This window comes from Thioalkalivibrio sp. XN8 (genome assembly GCF_011058255.1).
In the GTDB taxonomy this organism is placed as follows: domain Bacteria; phylum Pseudomonadota; class Gammaproteobacteria; order Steroidobacterales; family XN24; genus XN24.
In genome coordinates this window covers 23,930-40,299 of record NZ_JAALFH010000034.1, presented here as the reverse complement: position 1 = coordinate 40,299, position 16,370 = coordinate 23,930, and the positions used below count along the sequence as shown (strand labels likewise).

Annotated in this window: 18 protein-coding genes; 6 read left to right on the top strand and 12 right to left on the bottom strand. The window is 69.1% G+C overall.

The genetic code is table 11. The annotated features are described in order from the left end of the window. From mbhE to G6N75_RS04095, 6 genes are all read right to left on the bottom strand, one after another. The gene (gene mbhE, locus G6N75_RS04120) at nucleotides 1-720 is read right to left on the bottom strand and encodes a hydrogen gas-evolving membrane-bound hydrogenase subunit E (protein WP_165346864.1); all 720 of its coding nucleotides are present in this window, start codon (nucleotides 718-720) and stop codon (nucleotides 1-3) included. Next, nucleotides 717-959, bottom strand: coding sequence for a hydrogenase subunit MbhD domain-containing protein (locus tag G6N75_RS04115; protein ID WP_165346862.1), 243 nt, complete (start codon nucleotides 957-959; stop codon nucleotides 717-719). Before G6N75_RS04115 ends, mbhE begins: the two co-directional genes overlap by 4 nt. Further along, nucleotides 956-1,276 carry a monovalent cation/H(+) antiporter subunit G gene (gene mnhG / locus G6N75_RS04110; protein WP_165346861.1) on the bottom strand — a complete coding sequence of 107 codons (321 nt, stop codon included), beginning with the start codon at nucleotides 1,274-1,276 and terminating at the stop codon, nucleotides 956-958. The genes G6N75_RS04115 and mnhG overlap by 4 nt, the downstream gene beginning before the upstream one ends. Beyond that, nucleotides 1,273-1,551, bottom strand: coding sequence for a monovalent cation/H+ antiporter complex subunit F (locus G6N75_RS04105; protein ID WP_165346860.1), 279 nt, complete (start codon nucleotides 1,549-1,551; stop codon nucleotides 1,273-1,275). The genes mnhG and G6N75_RS04105 overlap by 4 nt, the downstream gene beginning before the upstream one ends. Then, nucleotides 1,548-2,090 carry a Na+/H+ antiporter subunit E gene (locus tag G6N75_RS04100; protein WP_165346859.1) on the bottom strand — a complete coding sequence of 181 codons (543 nt, stop codon included), beginning with the start codon at nucleotides 2,088-2,090 and terminating at the stop codon, nucleotides 1,548-1,550. The genes G6N75_RS04105 and G6N75_RS04100 overlap by 4 nt, the downstream gene beginning before the upstream one ends. Before the next feature lie 128 nt (nucleotides 2,091-2,218). After that, nucleotides 2,219-3,814, bottom strand: a complete 1,596-nt coding sequence (locus G6N75_RS04095; RefSeq protein WP_165346857.1) for an AbgT family transporter — start codon at nucleotides 3,812-3,814, stop codon at nucleotides 2,219-2,221. 142 nt (nucleotides 3,815-3,956) lie between these two features. Here G6N75_RS04095 and G6N75_RS04090 point away from each other — a divergent pair, with 142 nt between their 5' ends. From G6N75_RS04090 to G6N75_RS04080, 3 genes are read left to right on the top strand one after another with little or no spacing between them, the layout of a single operon-like run. Next, nucleotides 3,957-4,415 carry a hypothetical protein gene (locus tag G6N75_RS04090; protein WP_165346855.1) on the top strand — a complete coding sequence of 153 codons (459 nt, stop codon included), beginning with the start codon at nucleotides 3,957-3,959 and terminating at the stop codon, nucleotides 4,413-4,415. 10 nt (nucleotides 4,416-4,425) lie between these two features. After that, complete coding sequence (locus G6N75_RS04085) at nucleotides 4,426-5,175, top strand: gamma-glutamyl-gamma-aminobutyrate hydrolase family protein (RefSeq protein WP_165346853.1); 750 nt, start codon at nucleotides 4,426-4,428, stop codon at nucleotides 5,173-5,175. A gap of 48 nt (nucleotides 5,176-5,223) precedes the next feature. After that, nucleotides 5,224-7,038: an ABC transporter ATP-binding protein gene (locus G6N75_RS04080; protein WP_346765485.1), complete on the top strand. Its 1,815-nt coding sequence runs from the start codon at nucleotides 5,224-5,226 to the stop codon at nucleotides 7,036-7,038. Here the strand turns inward: G6N75_RS04080 and G6N75_RS04075 are convergent. The 3 genes from G6N75_RS04075 to G6N75_RS04065 are packed head-to-tail and all read right to left on the bottom strand — an operon-like array spanning nucleotide 7,029 to nucleotide 9,450. Continuing rightward, nucleotides 7,029-8,369, bottom strand: a complete 1,341-nt coding sequence (locus G6N75_RS04075; RefSeq protein ID WP_165346851.1) for a GGDEF domain-containing protein — start codon at nucleotides 8,367-8,369, stop codon at nucleotides 7,029-7,031. The two genes, G6N75_RS04080 and G6N75_RS04075, sit on opposite strands and share 10 nt — an antisense overlap. A 9-nt stretch (nucleotides 8,370-8,378) precedes the next feature. Continuing rightward, a complete protein-coding gene (locus G6N75_RS04070) occupies nucleotides 8,379-9,098 on the bottom strand; it encodes an LrgB family protein (RefSeq protein ID WP_165346849.1) in 720 nt (239 codons plus the stop codon). Next, entirely contained in the window at nucleotides 9,091-9,450 is a 360-nt protein-coding gene (locus G6N75_RS04065) for a CidA/LrgA family protein (RefSeq protein ID WP_165346847.1), read from the bottom strand. Before G6N75_RS04065 ends, G6N75_RS04070 begins: the two co-directional genes overlap by 8 nt. Nucleotides 9,451-9,589: 139 nt before the next feature. On the opposite strand from G6N75_RS04065, the gene G6N75_RS04060 reads away from it, so the two are divergent. Next, nucleotides 9,590-10,051 (top strand): NfeD family protein, encoded by a 462-nt coding sequence (locus G6N75_RS04060; RefSeq protein ID WP_165346845.1) that lies wholly within the window; start codon nucleotides 9,590-9,592, stop codon nucleotides 10,049-10,051. Between the two features lie 29 nt (nucleotides 10,052-10,080). After that, entirely contained in the window at nucleotides 10,081-11,046 is a 966-nt protein-coding gene (locus G6N75_RS04055; protein WP_165346843.1) for a stomatin-like protein, read from the top strand. A gap of 34 nt (nucleotides 11,047-11,080) precedes the next feature. Here G6N75_RS04055 and G6N75_RS04050 read toward each other — a convergent pair whose 3' ends face one another. Beyond that, nucleotides 11,081-12,295, bottom strand: coding sequence for an ATP-binding protein (locus G6N75_RS04050; RefSeq protein WP_165346841.1), 1,215 nt, complete (start codon nucleotides 12,293-12,295; stop codon nucleotides 11,081-11,083). Nucleotides 12,296-12,471: 176 nt separating this feature from the next. Between G6N75_RS04050 and G6N75_RS04045 the strand changes: the two genes are divergently transcribed. Continuing rightward, nucleotides 12,472-14,331, top strand: coding sequence for a TlpA disulfide reductase family protein (locus tag G6N75_RS04045; RefSeq protein WP_165346839.1), 1,860 nt, complete (start codon nucleotides 12,472-12,474; stop codon nucleotides 14,329-14,331). A 151-nt stretch (nucleotides 14,332-14,482) separates the two neighbouring features. On the opposite strand, the gene rho is transcribed toward G6N75_RS04045, so the two are convergent. Both rho and trxA read right to left on the bottom strand, forming a co-directional pair. Next, the gene (gene rho, locus G6N75_RS04040) at nucleotides 14,483-15,739 is read right to left on the bottom strand and encodes a transcription termination factor Rho (RefSeq protein ID WP_165346931.1); all 1,257 of its coding nucleotides are present in this window, start codon (nucleotides 15,737-15,739) and stop codon (nucleotides 14,483-14,485) included. A gap of 260 nt (nucleotides 15,740-15,999) precedes the next feature. Beyond that, nucleotides 16,000-16,326 carry a thioredoxin TrxA gene (gene trxA / locus G6N75_RS15215; protein ID WP_165346837.1) on the bottom strand — a complete coding sequence of 109 codons (327 nt, stop codon included), beginning with the start codon at nucleotides 16,324-16,326 and terminating at the stop codon, nucleotides 16,000-16,002. Nucleotides 16,327-16,370 lie beyond the last annotated feature (44 nt).

Here is a 16,370-nt window from a genome sequence, read left to right as displayed (position 1 = left end):
TCAGTGCCCCCGCATCTGCAGGTAGAGACCGAGGATGATGGCCGCGCCGCCCAGCCCGATGCCCAGCTCCAGCAGCAGCAGCACGGCATGGCGGCCCCAGGCCGGCTCGGCCGGCAGCCCGAGCACGGCCCCGGCGCCGGCGAGGCCGATCAGCATCGCCGCCGCGAACGCGAGCGGCCCGGCCGCCTGCAGCCAGCGCGCGGCCGCCGCGGGGACGAGCGGCTGCTCCAGCCCCCGGCCCATCACCACGCTCAACAGCACCAGCAACGCCCCGAGGATGACGCCGGCCTGGAAGCCGCCGCCCGGCAGGGCTTCGCCGTGCCAGAGGACCAGCGCCGCAAAGGCCGCGATGAACGGCGCCAGCAGGCGGATGACGAAGCCCACCACCGGGCTGGGCGCCACCGCGGGAGCGGGCGACGGGGGCGGCGCGGTCTTTCCCGGCGGCGGGGCGGCGGCCGGCGCCAGCACCACCATGACGGCGGCCAGCGCAGCGAAGATCACCACCACCTCGCCGAAGGTGTCGTAGGCCCGGTAGGCCAGCAACACGGCCGTCACCAGGTTGCGGGAACCGGTGTCCTCGACGCCATGAGCCACGATGTGGGCCGCCACGTGCGTGTGCACGGGCGCCGCGGGATCGCCCGGCCGCGGCAGGCCCGCCAGGCCGGCCAGCATGACGGCCCCCACGATCGCCAGCGCCAGTGCGGTCAACAGGCGCCTCATCGCTCCCGCCTCCCCGTGCGGCCGATGGCGAGCAGGAACAGGATGGTGGTGACGCCGGCGCCCACGGCCGCCTCGGTCATCGCCACGTCGGGCGCGCCCCGGTGTAGCCACAGCAGGCACATCACCAGGCTGTAGCCCGAGAACAGGATCGCCGCCGCGAGCAGGTCGCGGGTGCGCGCCACCGCCAGCGCCATGCCGAGCAGCAGCGCCAGCATCACCAGGTCGAACAGCGCGCTCATGACGGCTCCCCTGCCCGCGGCTCGCGCGGCTCGAGCCCGGTGTGATGCGCGGCGTGCGCCAGCGCGTGGCAGGAGGTCGGGCTGGAGAGCAGCACGAGCAACAGCAGCAACAGGATCTTCAGCGCCTCCGGCTGCGGCGCGACATACAGCGCCAACGCCAGCAGGATCGAGCCGGCGCCGACGGTGTCGCACTTGGAGACGGCGTGGGCACGGGTATAAAAGTCCGGCAGGCGCAACAGCCCGAGCGTGCCGGCGAGGAAGAAGGCCGCGCCGAACAGCGCCAGCGCCACCACGATCGCGTGCCACACGGCCGTCATGACTGCCAGCTCCCGCGGATGCGGCCGGTCTCGAGGAAGCGGCTCGCGGCGATGGTGATGCCGAAGTTCAGCAGGCCGTAGACCAGCGCCACGTCGAGCAGCAGGCTGCGCTCGAAGGCCAGTCCGAGCAGCACCAGCACGACCAGCGCCTTGCTGTTCACCACGTTGGTGGCGAGGATGCGGTCGACCACCGTCGGCCCCCGCCAGGCCCGCCACAGGCAGGCGAAAGCGTTCACCAGCAGGAAAGTGGCCAGCCCCCAGAAGAACGCCGTCATGGCCCCGCCTCCTCGCCGAACACGCGCGCGATGCGCCGTTCCAGCGCGCCGTCGAGCAGCCGCTCGGCCGAGGCCTCGTCGAGGCAATGCACGAGGAACACGCCGTCCTCGAGGTCGATCGCCAGGGTGCCCGGGGTGAGCGTCAGCGAGAGCGCGAAGGTGATCCGGGCGGCGGGGCTGCGCAGCCCCGTCCGGATGCGCAGCAGGCGCGGCGCCACCCGCAGGCGGGGATCGAGTACCAGGCGCGCCACGTGCAGCGCGGCGACCACGACTTCGCCCGCCAGCCGGACCAGGTGGCCGGGCAGCCCGAGCAGCACGCCCGGCGCAATCACCGGCGGGGCGCCGGCCCAGAGAAAGCGCGCCGACCACCAGCCCAGGAGGACGGCGAGCAGCGCGCCGGCCGCGAGGTCGGCGGGGTCGAGCGAAGCGGAGACGATCAGCCAGAAAGCGAAGACTGCCAGCGCCGCCGCGGTCGCCGCGCGCAGCGTGCCGGTCCTGGCCCGTCCCTCCCGCGGGACCGGTTTCGTCGGTGGCCTCATGCCGGGATCCCCCGTGACGCCCGAGGTCGCTCCCGCGCCCGTGCCGGCCCGGGAAACCTCCGGCCCTGTACTTCCTATAGTCGAGCGTGGACCGGAGCGCCTTGACCCGGGTCAAGCGCTCCTGCCGCTCAGGGGGTGAAGTAAGTCGGCGTGGCGGGCCCGACCGGCAGGCCGAGACCGAAGACCCAGAGGAAGAAGAAAGCGGTCCAGAGCGTGATCAGGGCGACCGAATAGGGCAGCATCATGGAGATCAGCGTGCCGATGCCGGCCTTCGGCACGTAGCGCGCGGCGAATGCCATGATCAGCCCGAAGTAGCTCATCATCGGCGTGATGATGTTGGTGGTGGAGTCGCCGATGCGGTACGCGGCCTGGATGATCTCCGGGCTGTAGCCGAGCAGCATCAGCATGGGCACGAAGATCGGCGCCGTCACCGCCCACTGCGCCGAGGCCGAGCCGAGCATCAGGTTGACGAAACCGCACATCAGGACGAAGAACACGAACACCAGCGGGCCGGTCAGGCCGATGGACTTCAGCAGCTCCGCGCCGGTCACGGCGGTGACCGCGCCCAGGTTGGTCCAGGAGAAGAAGGCGACGAACTGGGCGGCGAAGAACACCAGCACCATGTAAAGGCCCAGCGTGCTCATGGCGCCGGCCATGGCGTTGATGACGTCGCGATCGCTGCGCATGGTGCCGACCACGGCGCCGTACACCGTGCCCGGCACCAGGAAGAACACGAAGATCAGCGCCACGATGCCGCGCAGGAAGGGCGAGCCCTTGATGGCGCCGGTCTCCGGATTGCGCAGCACCGCGCCCTCCGGCACCACCAGCAGGGCGATCAGCGCGATCATGCCCAGCGCCGCGAGGCCCGCGTAGCGCAGGCCGCGGCGCTCCGCGTCCGTCAGCGCTTCCATGCGTTGCGCGTCGTCGTCGCCCAGCCGGGCCTGGCTGCGGTCGTAGGGCCCGAGCGCCGGCTCGACGATCTTCAGGCTGATCCAGCTGACGACGGTCACCACCAGGAAGGTGCTGCCGATCATGAAGAACCAGTTCGCGCTGGCGTCCACCAGGTAGCCCGGCTCGATCAGGCGCGCCGCCTCCTGCGTGATGCCCGCCAGGAGCGGGTCCACGGTCCCCAGCAGCAGGTTGGCGCTGTAGCCGCCCGACACGCCGGCGAAGGCGGCGGACAGCCCGGCGAGCGGATGGCGGCCGAGCGAGTAATAGACCATCGCGGCCAGCGGCACCAGCACCACGTAGCCCATCTCCGAGGCGGTGTTGGAAATCACGCCGGCGAACACGATGGTCACGGTGACCGTGCCCGGACTGGCGCGCAACACCATGGCCCGCACCACGGCGGTGAGCAGGCCCGAACGTTCCGCGACGCCGACCCCGAGCATCGCCACCAGCACCGTGCCGAGCGGCACGAAGCTGGTGAAGTTGGTGACCAGGTTCTGGACGATGCGCCGCAGGCCGTCGGCGTTCATCAGGCTGACGACGCGGATCATGCCGTCGGCGGCGCGGCCCGCCGCGCCCTCCGGCCGCGGGTCCGGCACCGCCACGCCGAGCCAGCCCATCAGGCCGCTGAACAGCACCACGCTGGCGGCGAAAAGCGCGAACAGGGTGACCGGATGCGGCAGGGCATTCCCCAGCCATTCGACCACGCGCAGGAAGCGCGCGATGCGCCCCGGCGTCTCCTCCACCTGCTGGTCGCTGTCCGGCTGGTTCGTCACGGTCCCCGCTCCGTGGCGTTGAGAGCCCGTATTCTACGGGAACCGCGCCGCGGCGGGGCGGCCTCGCCCTTGGAAGCGCGGCATCCATCGGGCAGAGTATGGCGAAACCCATTCCATACCCACGCTGAGGAGAACGCCTGCCGTGCCGGTCATCATCGCTATCCTGCTCGCCCTCGTCGTCGGCGCCTTTTTCGTTTCGCGCCGCGCGGGGATCGGCATGCTCGGCGCTGCGGCGGCGATCGTGGCCGCCATGCTGGCGTGGGCGTGGTACACCGAGCGCGGCCCGATCACCCAGCGCGACGCCATCCCCGTGGCGCAGGTCGAGATCCTCGAGACCCGCGAGCGCGGCAGCAGCACCGACTACCTGGTGCGTAACAACAACCCCGACTGGACGCTGATCGCGCTGCACTCGGAGAAGGTCGCGCGCATGGACGACGGCACCGTCATCGACCGCCAGGAGTTCACCCACCGGGTCAACGTGCCGCCGGGCCAGGCACGCTGGGAGACGCTGCGTTTCTTCGGGCTCGAGATCGGGGTCGAGTACGACTGGCGCCTGACCGGCACCGAGGGCTCACGCGCCGTGGGCAACTCGGCCGAGTAGAATCCGCGCCATGGCCAGGATCATGGTGCTCAAGCATGTCGCCGCCGAGCCGCTCGGGCTGCTCGACCCGATGATCCGCGCCCGCGGCCACCGCATCCGCTACGTCAATTTCCACCGCCAACCCGATGCGCAGCCCGCGCTCGACCGCTACCAGGCGCTGGTGGTGCTGGGCGGGCCGATGAACGTGGGTGAGGACGACAAGCATCCCCACCTGCGCACCGAGTGCGCGCTGATCGAGGAGGCGCTGGCCCGGCAGCTCCCCATCCTCGGCATCTGCCTCGGCGCGCAGCTGCTGGCGCACGTGCTCGGCGCGCGCGTCGCCCGGGCCCGACGGCCCGAGATCGGCTGGTACCCGGTGCAGCCGCGCTTGCCAGCGGTGCAATCCGACCCGGTGCTGCACCCGTTGCAGGACGAGCACCCCGTGTTCCAGTGGCACGGCTACGGCTTCGACATCCCGGCCGGCGCGAAGCACCTGGCCGAGAGCGAGGACTGCCCGGGCCAGGCCATGAGCTACCAGGACACCGCCTGGGGCTTCCAGTTCCATCTCGAGCTGGACGAGGGCCTGATCCGGCGCTGGCTGCATTCGCCGGGCTACCTGGCCGACCTGCGCGACTCCGGCCTCGACCACACCCCCGCAAAGATCCTCGACGACACGCAGCAATTCCTCCCGCCCACCCAGCGGCTGGCGGAACGCGTGTTCGGCAACTGGCTGGACCGCCTGGCGCCCAACGGCAACAGTCGCGTGTTGCCGTCGCGCTGAATCTTGGCGGCCCGTCCTCGACATAGCCGCAACCGCGCTGCCGAGTCCGTGCCCGGCAACCCGCGCGAGTTCCTCGCCGTGTTCCGTTACAGCCGGCGCGCGCTCGAGCTGGTGTGGCGCACCAGCCGCCCGCTGACGCTGGTGCTGGCCGTGTTCACCCTGCTGGCGGGCGTGCTGCCGGCCGCCGTCGCCTGGGTCGGCGCGCTGATCATCGACGCCGTGGTCGCCGCCGCCGGCGTGTACCGGGAGACCGGCGTGGTCGAGGCGCAGCCGGTGATGCTGCTGGTGGCGGTGGAAGGCGCGCTGGTCGGCGCGCTGGCCGGCGCGCAGCGGGCGTTGTCGGCCTCGCAGTCTTTGCTGCGCGCCCAGCTCGGCCAGCGGGTCAACGAGATGATCCTGGAGAAGGCGCTGCAGCTCGACCTCGCGCAGTTCGAGGACGCCGAGTTCTACGACAAGCTCACGCGCGCGCGCCGCGAGGCCTCGAGCCGTCCCCTGTCGCTGGTGACCCGCACCTTCGGCCTGGCGCAGAACGGCATCTCGCTGGTCAGCTACGGCGTGCTGCTGGCCCAGTTCTCGGGCTGGGCCGTGCTGCTGCTGGTGCTGGCCGGCCTGCCCTCCTTCCTCGCCGAGGCCAAGTTCTCCGGCGACGCCTTCCGCCTGTTCCGCTGGCGCTCGCCCGAGACCCGGATGCAGATGTACCTGGAGACGGTGCTGGCGCGCGAGGACCATGCCAAGGAAGTGCAGCTGTTCGCCCTCGGCCCGCGGCTGCTGGACCGCTACCGCGCGATCTTTCGCAAGCTCTACCGCGAGGACCGCAATCTCACCTTGCGCCGCGACGGCTGGGGTTTCGTGTTCGGCCTGGTCGGCACGGTGACGCTCTATGGCGCCTATGCCTGGGTCGCCTTCACCACCATCGCCGGGCGCATCACGCTCGGCCAGATGACCATGTACATGATGCTGTTCCGCCAAGGCCAGGCGGCGGTCTCGGCCAGCCTCTCGGCCATCAGCGGCATGTACGAGGACAACCTCTACCTCTCGACGCTGTACGAATACCTCGAAACGCCGGTGGCGCCTCGCACGGGCGAGCTGTCGCAGGGCCCGGACCCGGCCGACGGCATTCGCTTCGAGCAGGTCTCCTTCACCTACCCGGGCGCCGAGACACCGGCGCTCCGGGACATCGACCTGCATATCAGGCCGGGCGAGTCGCTGGCCCTGGTGGGCGAGAACGGCGCCGGCAAGACCACGCTGATCAAGCTGCTGGCCGGGCTCTACACGCCGACGGCCGGCCGCATCCTGCTGGACGGGCTCGACCTGCGCGAGTGGGACCCGGAGGCGCTGCGCCGGCGCATCGGCGTTATCTTCCAGGACTTCGCCCGCTACCAGTTCACGGTGGGCGAGAACATCGGCGCCGGCGACGTGTCGCACTTCGAGGACGAGGCGCGCTGGGAACAGGCGGCCGACCAGGGCATGGCCCTGCCCTTCATCGAGACCCTGCCGGGGCGGTTCGATACCCAGCTCGGCAAGTGGTTCAAGGACGGGCGCGAGCTGTCCGGCGGGCAATGGCAGAAGATCGCCCTGGCGCGCGCCTTCATGCGCTCCGGCGCCGACATCCTGGTGCTGGACGAGCCGACGGCGGCAATGGATGCCGCGGCCGAGGCGAAGATCTTCGAGCACTTTCGCCAGCTGACCCGGGACCGCATCGCCATCCTGATCTCGCACCGCTTCTCGACCGTGCGCATGGCGGACCAGATCGTGGTGATCGACGGCGGCCGCATCGTCGAGCGCGGCAGCCATGCCGAGCTGATGGCGCTGGACGGGATCTACGCGCGGCTGTTCTCGCTGCAGGCGCGCGGCTATCGCTGAGCCGGCCCGCCCTGGCCGCTCAGCTCGGCGGTCGACACCACCCGGTCCCGGCCGGTGGCCTTGGCGTGGTACAGCGCGGCATCGGCCGTGCCGAGCAGGCCCCGGCGGCCCAGGCCCCGCTGCATCTCGGCCACGCCCGCGCTCAGCGTGACCTTCAGCCCCGGCGCCACCTCCGACCAGTCCACCCCGGCCACCTCGAGGCGGATCTTCTCGCAGGCCTCGACCGCGGCGGCCAGCTCCGTGCCGGGAAAGCACAACAGGAACTCCTCGCCGCCGTAGCGCGCCACCAGGTCGGTGCTGCGGCAGCAGGCCACCAGCCGCGCGGCCACGGCCTCCAGCACGCGATCGCCGGCGTCGTGCGAATGGTTGTCGTTGATGCGCTTGAAATCATCGAGGTCCACCAGCGCCACCGAGAAGCGGCGTCCGTAGCGGTCGAACTCCGCGATGCGCTCCTCGAGGCACTCGTCGGCGCTGCGGCGGTTGTGCAGCCCCGTCAGGGCGTCATGCGTCGCCAGCCGCTCGAGCTCGAGGCTCTTCTCCTGCAGGCTCCGCGTGCGCACTGCCACGAGTTTCTCCAGGCCTTCGCGCATGCGCGCCAGCTCGGTCAGGGTCAGCATGCCGAGGCTGAGCACCACCAGCAGCAGCGCCACGACCGGCGGCTCCATGCGGTTGAAGATGATCGCCACCAGGATGCCGCCGAGTCCGGCGCCCCACTCCACCACGAAGGCGAACACGCTGATCTCGCGCGGCAGCCGCCCGTCCCGCAGCGCCAGGAAGATCCGCATGCCAAGGTCGTTGAGGATCTCCATGGCCGCCAGCACCCCCAGCAGCAGCGCCACGTCGCGCCAGCCCAGCGACACCAACGGAATCGCCCCGCCCAGCTTCTCGTAGGCCAGGCCCGCCAGCAGCACCACCAGGCTCATCAGGCCGCTGTTGTGCAGCGAAGCCGTGAGCACCTCGGGCAGCGGGCGGCCCCGGCGCAGTCGCTGCCAGGGATACAGCAGCGACGCGAGGCCGCTGAGCCAGGCGGCGGCGACCGGGCCCAGCACCAGGATGGACGCCAGCTGGGCGACGCGATCGAAAGAGACGTAACCGAGCCGCGGATGGCTGAAGCCCATCGAAATGGTGAACAGGCCGTAGGCGAGGAAGAACACGGCCGAGCCCGCTCCGGCGCCTTCCGGGAGCCAGCCCCACTGGCTCACCGAAGCAAGCACAAAGGCAGCGGCCGCGGCGAACAGCAGCAGCGAATACAGCAGCTCCGGCCGCAGGAAGCCCCGGCGGTCAGCGGGTGCGGAGGAGGCAGCGGGGGACGTGGTCGAGCGTTCTTCCATGGGACATCGTCAGTTGCTGAACAGGGTCACCACCAGCGGCAGCGCGAAGGCGGTCAGCAGCCCCGCCAGCCCGAGCCCGAGGCCCGCAAACGCCCCGGCGCGCAGGCCGATGGTCAGCGCATGCGCCGTGCCGAAGCCGTGCGCCGCGATGCCCAGCGCAAAGCCCTGCGCGCGCTGGTCATGGATGCCGGCGAGGCGGAACAGCGGCCCGGCCGCGACCGCCCCGACCGCGCCGGTCACCAGCACGATGCCGGCAGCCAGCGAGGGCAATCCGCCGACCTGCTCGGCAATGCCCATGGCGATCGGCGTCGTCACTGACTTCGGCGCCAGCGACAGCAGGGTTTCACCGCGCGCCCCGAGCAGCCACGCCACGCCGACGGCGCTGCCCACTGCGACGGTCACGCCGGTCACGCAGGCCAGCAGCAGCGGCCACAGCAGCTCACGCACCTGGCGCAGGTTGTCGTACAGCGGGATCGCCAGCGCGACGGTGGCCGGGCCGAGCAGGAAGTGGATGAACTGCGCGCCTTCGAAGTAGGTGTCGTAGGAGGTGCCGGTCAACAGCAGCAGGCTGATCAGCACCAGCATCGCCACCAGCACCGGGTGCACCAGCGGGTTGCCCTTGAGCTTGCGGTTCAGCCACACGCCACCGAGATAGGCGACCAGCGTCAGCGTCAGCCACAGCAGCGGCGCCTCAGCGAGGTAGACCCAGATGTCGCCGAACTCAGGCATCGCCACCGGGCTCCGGTTCGAGCGGGATGCGTCGCCCCACCAGCCAGCCGACCAGCAGCATGGTTGCCAGCGTGCTGACCACGATCGCCACCAGGATCGGCAGCCAGTCGGCCGCCAGCCGCGGCCCGTGCGTCACCAGCCCGACGCCCGCCGGCACGAAGAACAGCGTGAGATAACCGAGCAGCCCGGTCCCGGCGCGGCGCAGCGACCCACCCGGCCCGCCGGCCAGCACCAGCCCGACCAGCAGGATCACCATCCCCGCCACCGGCCCGGGCACCGGCACGCCCAGCAGGCGGACCAGGGTCTCGCCCGCGAGCTGGCAGAGAAAGATGAGGGCCAGGCCTTGCAGCATAGCGGCGAAGGATACTCGGGCGGGCCGCTGCTTGGCGACCGGTGATGCCTGCCTGTTACGTATTGGCACGGTACCCCGCGAGGCTCGGTACGCTTAAACTGGCCCTGTCGCCCCGCAACGGGCTTGGCGAGATTTCGGCATGAATATCGATTTCAGTATTTCGCCGCCGGCCGTGTGGGCCTTGCTTGGGGTGCTCCTGATCCTGGCCGAGTTCGCTTTCCCGGGCGTGATCCTGGTGTTCTTCGGCATCGCTGCCTTGCTCATCGGCCTCGCGCTGTGGTTCGGCGTCGGTCTGTCGCTCAACATGCAGATCCTGCTGTTCGGCGTACTCGCGGTCGGGCTGCTGGTGCTGGCGCGCAAGCGCGTGAAGAACTGGTTCCGCGGCAAATCCGAGCATGCGAGCGATGGAATCGAAGTGCTGGTACTGGGCACCGGCGTAGTCGCGCAGGAGGACTTCGTGGATGGCGTTGGCGTGGTCACCTATCGCGGTGCACGCTGGAACGCCGAGTGCGCAGAGCCGGTCACCGCCGGGCAGAGACTTTGGATCACGGGACGGCACGGACTCGTCCTGAACGTCAGCAGCGAGCGCCCGGCCGATTAGCCGAGGCCGATTTCCCAGGGAGCATTCACGTGGACAATCTCAACATCATGACCGTGGTGTCAGTGGTCATCCTCGCCATCATCGTGGTCGCGTTGTTCAAGACCGCGCAGATCGTGCCGCAGCGCTCGGCTTATATTGTCGAGCGCCTCGGGCGCTACGCGCGCACCCTGGATGCCGGCTTCCACATCCTCATTCCCTTCATTGATCGCGTGGCCTATCGCCAGACGCTCAAGGAAGAGGCTATCGATGTGCCGCAACAGCAGTGCATCACCCGCGACAACATCAGCGTGTCGGTGGATGGCGTGCTCTACCTGCAGGTCGTGGACCCACACGCCGCCAGTTACGGCATCGCCAATTACCAGTTCGCCACGACGAGCCTCGCGCAAACGACGCTGCGCTCCGTGGTCGGCCAGATCGAACTCGACAAGACCTTCGAGGAGCGCGCCAAGATCAACGAGGAAGTCGTCAAGGCGCTGGACGAAGCGGCCAATCCATGGGGCGTCAAGGTGCTGCGCTACGAGATCGCCGATATCGTGGTGCCGACCACGATCACGGACGCGCTCGAACAGCAGATGCGCGCGGAGCGCGAGCGTCGTGCGGTCGTGGCGCGGTCGGAGGGGCAGCGCCAGGAACAGATCAACGTGTCCGAAGGCGAAAAGATCCAGATCATCAATCTCTCCGAGGCGCAGAAGCAGAAGCAGATCAACGAGGCCGAGGGCAAGGCGCGCGAGATCCAGATGCTCGCCGAAGCCACGGCGCTCGGCATCGAGCGCATCGCCACCGCAATCAACATCCCCGGCGGCCGGGAAGCGGTCAGCCTGCGGATCGCCGAGCAGTATGTGCGCGAGTTCGGCAATCTCGCCAAGACGAACAACACCCTGATTCTGCCCGCGGAGCTGAGCAACATCGGCGGCGCCGTCGCGGGACTGGCCGAGGTATTGAATTCGGCCCGCGTTGCGCAGGAAAAGGCCGGCGGGACTCCGGCCTCCGGCTAAGGCGCCGCGGGAGTCGTTCTACCTTTCGTCGACCTCAGGGTTCAATCCAGTGCCGTACCGGGCGTGAAAGGAAGCCCTCCAGCTCGATTCCGTCGCCGCCTACCAGCAGGCTTCGATCCGGCCTGAACGCCGCCTCGAAGCTCGTGATCCCGCGCTGCGCTCTGGCCCTGGCGGTGCTCTTTACTTCGATGGCGATGAGGCGACGTCCCGAGCGAACCACGAAGTCGACCTCAGCATTGCGCTCGCGCCAGTAGAACAACTCGCACTCGCCGCAGGCTGCCGCGTTCGCCAGGTGGGCGCCGATAGTCGACTCGACCAGGCGCCCCCGATACTCCGGATCCGACCAGGCTTCCGCGGGCGACACGCCGGCCAGAGCGGACATCAACGCGGTGTTCAGGACCTGGAGTTTCGGGCTCGAGCCCCGGCTGCGCGCCGTGTCGCCGGCGAACTTCTGCAGCCCGCAGACCATCCCGGCCGCCGCCAACAGTTCGAGGTAATGTGCCAGCGTCGTGGTGTTCCCGGCGTCCTGCAACTGGCCGAGCATCTTGTTGTAAGACAGGATCTGCCCGGAATAACGACACGCGAGCTCGAACAGGCGCCGCAGCAGGGCCGGCTTGTCCACCCGCGTGAGCAACAGCACGTCGCGGGAAATCGATGTTTCCACCAGGCTGTCGATGACGTAACGCCGCCAGCGTTCGGGCTCGCCGGCCAGCGGCGCGGCGCCGGGATAGCCGCCGAAGTAGCAGTATTCTTCGAGCGTGAACCCGAAAGCCTCGCGCATTTCGGTGAAAGACCAGTGCGGCAGGTGCAAGAGTTCGAACCGGCCTGCCAGGCTCTCCGACGTGCCGCGCGCGATCAACAATGGCGCTGAGCCAAGCAACACGACCCGCAGCGGGATCTTGCGGCGCGTATCCTCATCCCAGAGACGCTTGACGGTTTCCGACCAGCCCGGGATTTTCTGAATCTCATCAAGCGCCAGAACTGCGCCGCGCTGGCCCGCCTCGCGCGCCTCCAGGCGCGCGGCATCCCACTGCTGCGTAATCCACTCAGCGCCGCGCAGCATCGGCTCGTCGGCAGTGGCGTAAAGGAAGCCCGGCCGCAAGGTTGCTGCGACCTGGTGGACCAGGGTGGTCTTGCCGACCTGTCTTGGCCCGGCGACGACCTGGATGAAACGCCGCGGCTCCCGCAACCTGCGCGCGAGCTCCTTGACCTGCGCCCGCTGAAAGGAACCTGACGATTTGCTCAACATGATGAGTATTTTTACTCAATGACGTGAGCAAATCAAACCGGCATACCCAATTCGGAGAAATTCATTCCCCGCCCTGGAACTCGTGTGACAACGCCACATGACTTTGCTACTCGTCCTGTTGGCTTCGCGAATTGGTAGGCTAATCGACTATCGCGCCCAGTGAAGGATGTCTCTCTATGCCCATCCGCACCGACTCCACCGCGATCGTGTTGGCGCTCCTTATCGTCGGCGTGCTGGCCGGGTCACCGGCCCTCGCCGCGCAGGCGGGCGTCCTTGTTTTCGACCCGGACCAACCCCGTGCCGGCGAGCACGTCGAGGTGTCGTACCGTCCGGCCGCGAAGCTCGCGGGCGAAGACACGCTTCACCTTCGGGCGCGCCTGCGAACTGTGAGGGACGGGGCCTACAACACCGGCATGGGATCGATCGAGGTGGTCCGCCTGGAGGCGGGCGCCGACGGCGTGGCGCGCGGCGCGTTCCGCCTGCCTCGCGACGCGGTCTATGCAGCCTTCGCGATCGAGAATCCGGGCGCATCCCGGACGGACAGCCGCGAGGGCCGGTTCTGGGAACTGCTGCTGCACGACACCGATGGGCGCCCTCTCCTCGAAGCCCTTGAACAGCGCTTCAACGACCACATGGGCCGGGACATGAGCGAGGTCCTCGCGACCGCCCGCGCCATGATCCGCGTTTACCCGGACGCCCCGCTGTCCTGGTCCGCCCTGCGGGCTGCGGAGGGCTGGGTCGGCTCTACGGATAACGAGGAAACACGCACCGCACGCCATCTGGCGCGGGTGGTGGCGCTGGATCGCACGCTCCGCGCGGCGCCCAACCCCTCCGCTGCCGACGTCGGCAATCTTTTTTTCTCTGCGCGCGTGGTCGGCGCCGAAGAGATTGCCTCGTACTGGCGGGCGCGCCTCCTCGCCGACCATCCGACGAGCTTCTTCGCGGTGCAGGAGCGCCTCAGCGAGCTCTATCGTGACCATGGCGGTGACCCGGCGAAATTCCTCGCGGGGCTCGAGCCGGTCTGGGAGTCGGCGGCAGATCAGCGGACGCGCCGGCCTGTCGTCACCCTCGGCTTCGAGTTTGCGCGCCAGGCCGGGGATCCCGAGGCGATCCTGCGGTGGGTCGACCGTTACGTTGCCATGGAGCCCACCCATGCAGCCTGGGCCCTGGCCACCGTCGCCGGCATCGAAGCCACGCGGGACGAGGGTATGCGGCGTCTCCGCACCACCATCGAGGAAATCTCGGACGCAACGGATCGAGAGCGGGCGCTCGGCCAGACGATAGCGGAGCACGGGGCGACCGTGGCACAACAGGTCGCGGAGTTGCGCGCGGCGCTAGGTGATGCGCTCCTGTCCGCAGGTCGTGCAGGCGAAGCGATCATCGAGCTCGAGCAGGCAACGGCGACCGGCTGGAATGCCGATTGGCTGCGAAGCCTCGCGGAAGCGCGGCTTGCCGCGGGCGACACTTCGGGCGCTGTGTCGGCATTGGCGGCGGTGGCGGCCGACCCCGCCACGGACGAGTCGACCGCCGATTCACTGCGCGCCATCGCGAACGTCTCCGCGGAGACGTGGGCTGCCGATGTGGAGCGGGCGACGCGGGCAATGCTCGAGCGAACCCTCGCGGAAGCCCGCGACGAAGACGTCGGCTCGCCCTCCGCCCGGCTGCCTGGCGGCCCTGAAGTGGAGCTGACCGGACTGCTCGGCCCCGAGGCGACGGTCGTCGTCTTCTGGTCTCGCTACTGCGGCGCGTCGCTCGCGGCGATGCCGCGGATCGCGGCCATGGCGAGCCGGTTGGCCAAGGCAGGCGTACCCCTGCTGGCCGTGACCAACGACCCGCCCCGCGACGCCCAAGAATACCTGGTAGAGAACGGCTTCAATCTCGACGTCTTGTTCGACGACCAGGGCTCTTTCGGGCAGACCCTGAACAACTGGGGCACACCGCAGTACTACGTGCTCGACGGCAAGGGCCGGCTCCGCTTCGTGAGCTCGCTCGACGCGCTGCTGCGCCACGTGATGGCGCTGCGCGAGTCATCGTAGTTCACGCTGCACAGCGAAGGTCGGCCTGGCCACGATGCAGCGGCACCGACCGCGCACACCTCACGCGCCAGGCATCTGAGCCCAGCGGGAGGTGTGCGCGGTCGGTGCCGCGGTCAGGGGGGAGCAGGCCCGACCGACGCCGGGCCGCCCGCTAGCGCTTCATGGAATCGAAGAACTCGACGTTGGTCTTGGTGTCCTGCAGCTTGGACAGCAGGAACTCGACCGCGGCGAGCTCGTCCATGGGGTGCAGCAGCTTGCGGAGGATCCACATCTTCTGCAGCTCGGACTCGGCGGTGAGCAGGTCCTCGCGCCGCGTGCCGGAGCGGTTGATGTTCATGGCCGGGAAGATGCGCTTCTCGGCGATGCGCCGGTCGAGGTGGATCTCGAGGTTGCCGGTGCCCTTGAACTCCTCGTAGATGACGTCGTCCATGCGCGAGCCGGTGTCAATCAGCGCCGTGGCGAGGATGGTCAGGCTGCCGCCTTCCTCGATGTTGCGCGCCGCGCCGAAGAAGCGCTTCGGCCGGTGCAGCGCGTTGGCGTCCACGCCGCCGGTCAGCACCTTGCCCGAGGACGGCACCACGGTGTTGTAGGCGCGCGCCAGGCGGGTGATGGAGTCCAGCAGGATCACCACGTCCTTCTTGTGCTCGACCAGGCGCTTGGCCTTCTCGATCACCATCTCGGCCACCTGCACGTGGCGGGTCGCCGGCTCGTCGAAGGTCGAGGACACGACTTCGCCGCGCACGGTGCGCGACATCTCGGTGACTTCCTCCGGGCGCTCGTCGATGAGCAGCACCATGAGGTAGCAATCGGGATGGTTGGCGGCGATGCTCTGCGCGATGTGCTGCAGCAGCATGGTCTTGCCGGCCTTGGGCGGCGAGACGATCAGGCCGCGCTGGCCCTTGCCGATGGGCGCGACGAGATCGATGATCCGCGCCGTCAAATCCTCGCGGCTGCCGTTGCCCTGCTCCATGCGCAGGCGCTCGTTGGGGAACAGCGGCGTGAGATTCTCGAACAGCACCTTGTGGCGCGCGCTCTCGGGCGAGTCGTAGTTGATCTCGCCGACCTTCAACAGCGCGAAATAGCGCTCGCCTTCCTTCGGCGGGCGGATCAGGCCGGAGACGGTGTCGCCGGTGCGCAGGCTGAAGCGGCGGATCTGGCTCGGGCTGACGTAGATGTCGTCCGGCCCGGCGAGGTAGGAGCCGTCGGCGAAGCGCAGGAAGCCGAAGCCGTCCTGCAGGATCTCCAGCACGCCGTCGCCGTAGATGTCCTCGCCGTTCTTCGCATGCGCCTTGAGGATCGAGAAGATGATGTCCTGCTTGCGCGAACGGGCGAGGTTCTCCAGCCCCATCGACTCGGCGAGGGTCACCAGCTCGTGCGCCGGGCGGCGCTTGAGCTCGGTCAGGTTCATCGCGTTGCGCGTGCGCTCCAGGTCCTCCTGGGAGATGACCTCGACTTCCTCCAGGTCCGGCAGCATGTCCGGATGGTGGCGATCCCCGCCGCCGCCGCCGCCGCCCGGCTTGCGCCGGCGCGACTTCTTGCGCCCGCCCTGGGGATTGCGATTCCCCTGGGGGGGACCGTCGTTTCTGTTGCCATCAGCGGCCATAGCGTTATTCCGGCGTGGGTTGCGGTTGTCCCTGGCGCCCCGGGGCGGATCGCCCGGCAAGTCGCTCACAGATGCTGGTCCAGGAATTCGGCAAGCTGCCGCTTGCTCAGTGCGCCCACCTTCTGGGCCTCCACCGAGCCGTTCTTGAACAGCATCAGCGTCGGAATCCCGCGGATGCCGAACTTCGGCGGCGTGTGCGGGTTCTCGTCGATATTGATCTTGGCGACCCGCACGCGGCCGGCATATTCGGTCGCGACCTCTTCGAGGATGGGGGCGATCATCTTGCAGGGGCCGCACCACTCGGCCCAGAAGTCCAGCAGTACGGGAACGTCGGCCTTCAGCACGTCGTTCTCGAAACTGGCATCGCTGGTGTAAACGATTTGCTCGCTCACTGTTCTTGCCTCCGCAAGCTTGCTGTAAAAACTGTCAGGAGAAA

What these genes read in the sequence shown, in the direction of transcription:
- mbhE (WP_165346864.1), bottom strand. Translation starts at nt 720, where the DNA reads ATGAGGCGCCTGTTGACCGCACTGGCGCTGGCGATCGTGGGGGCCGTC.
- G6N75_RS04115 (WP_165346862.1), bottom strand. Translation starts at nt 959, where the DNA reads ATGAGCGCGCTGTTCGACCTGGTGATGCTGGCGCTGCTGCTCGGCATG.
- mnhG (WP_165346861.1), bottom strand. Translation starts at nt 1,276, where the DNA reads ATGACGGCCGTGTGGCACGCGATCGTGGTGGCGCTGGCGCTGTTCGGC.
- G6N75_RS04105 (WP_165346860.1), bottom strand. Translation starts at nt 1,551, where the DNA reads ATGACGGCGTTCTTCTGGGGGCTGGCCACTTTCCTGCTGGTGAACGCT.
- G6N75_RS04100 (WP_165346859.1), bottom strand. Translation starts at nt 2,090, where the DNA reads ATGAGGCCACCGACGAAACCGGTCCCGCGGGAGGGACGGGCCAGGACC.
- G6N75_RS04085 (WP_165346853.1), top strand. Translation starts at nt 4,426, where the DNA reads ATGGCCAGGATCATGGTGCTCAAGCATGTCGCCGCCGAGCCGCTCGGG.
- G6N75_RS04075 (WP_165346851.1), bottom strand. Translation starts at nt 8,369, where the DNA reads ATGGAAGAACGCTCGACCACGTCCCCCGCTGCCTCCTCCGCACCCGCT.
- G6N75_RS04070 (WP_165346849.1), bottom strand. Translation starts at nt 9,098, where the DNA reads ATGCCTGAGTTCGGCGACATCTGGGTCTACCTCGCTGAGGCGCCGCTG.
- G6N75_RS04065 (WP_165346847.1), bottom strand. Translation starts at nt 9,450, where the DNA reads ATGCTGCAAGGCCTGGCCCTCATCTTTCTCTGCCAGCTCGCGGGCGAG.
- G6N75_RS04060 (WP_165346845.1), top strand. Translation starts at nt 9,590, where the DNA reads ATGAATATCGATTTCAGTATTTCGCCGCCGGCCGTGTGGGCCTTGCTT.
- G6N75_RS04050 (WP_165346841.1), bottom strand. Translation starts at nt 12,295, where the DNA reads ATGTTGAGCAAATCGTCAGGTTCCTTTCAGCGGGCGCAGGTCAAGGAG.
- G6N75_RS04045 (WP_165346839.1), top strand. Translation starts at nt 12,472, where the DNA reads ATGCCCATCCGCACCGACTCCACCGCGATCGTGTTGGCGCTCCTTATC.
- rho (WP_165346931.1), bottom strand. Translation starts at nt 15,739, where the DNA reads ATGAACCTGACCGAGCTCAAGCGCCGCCCGGCGCACGAGCTGGTGACC.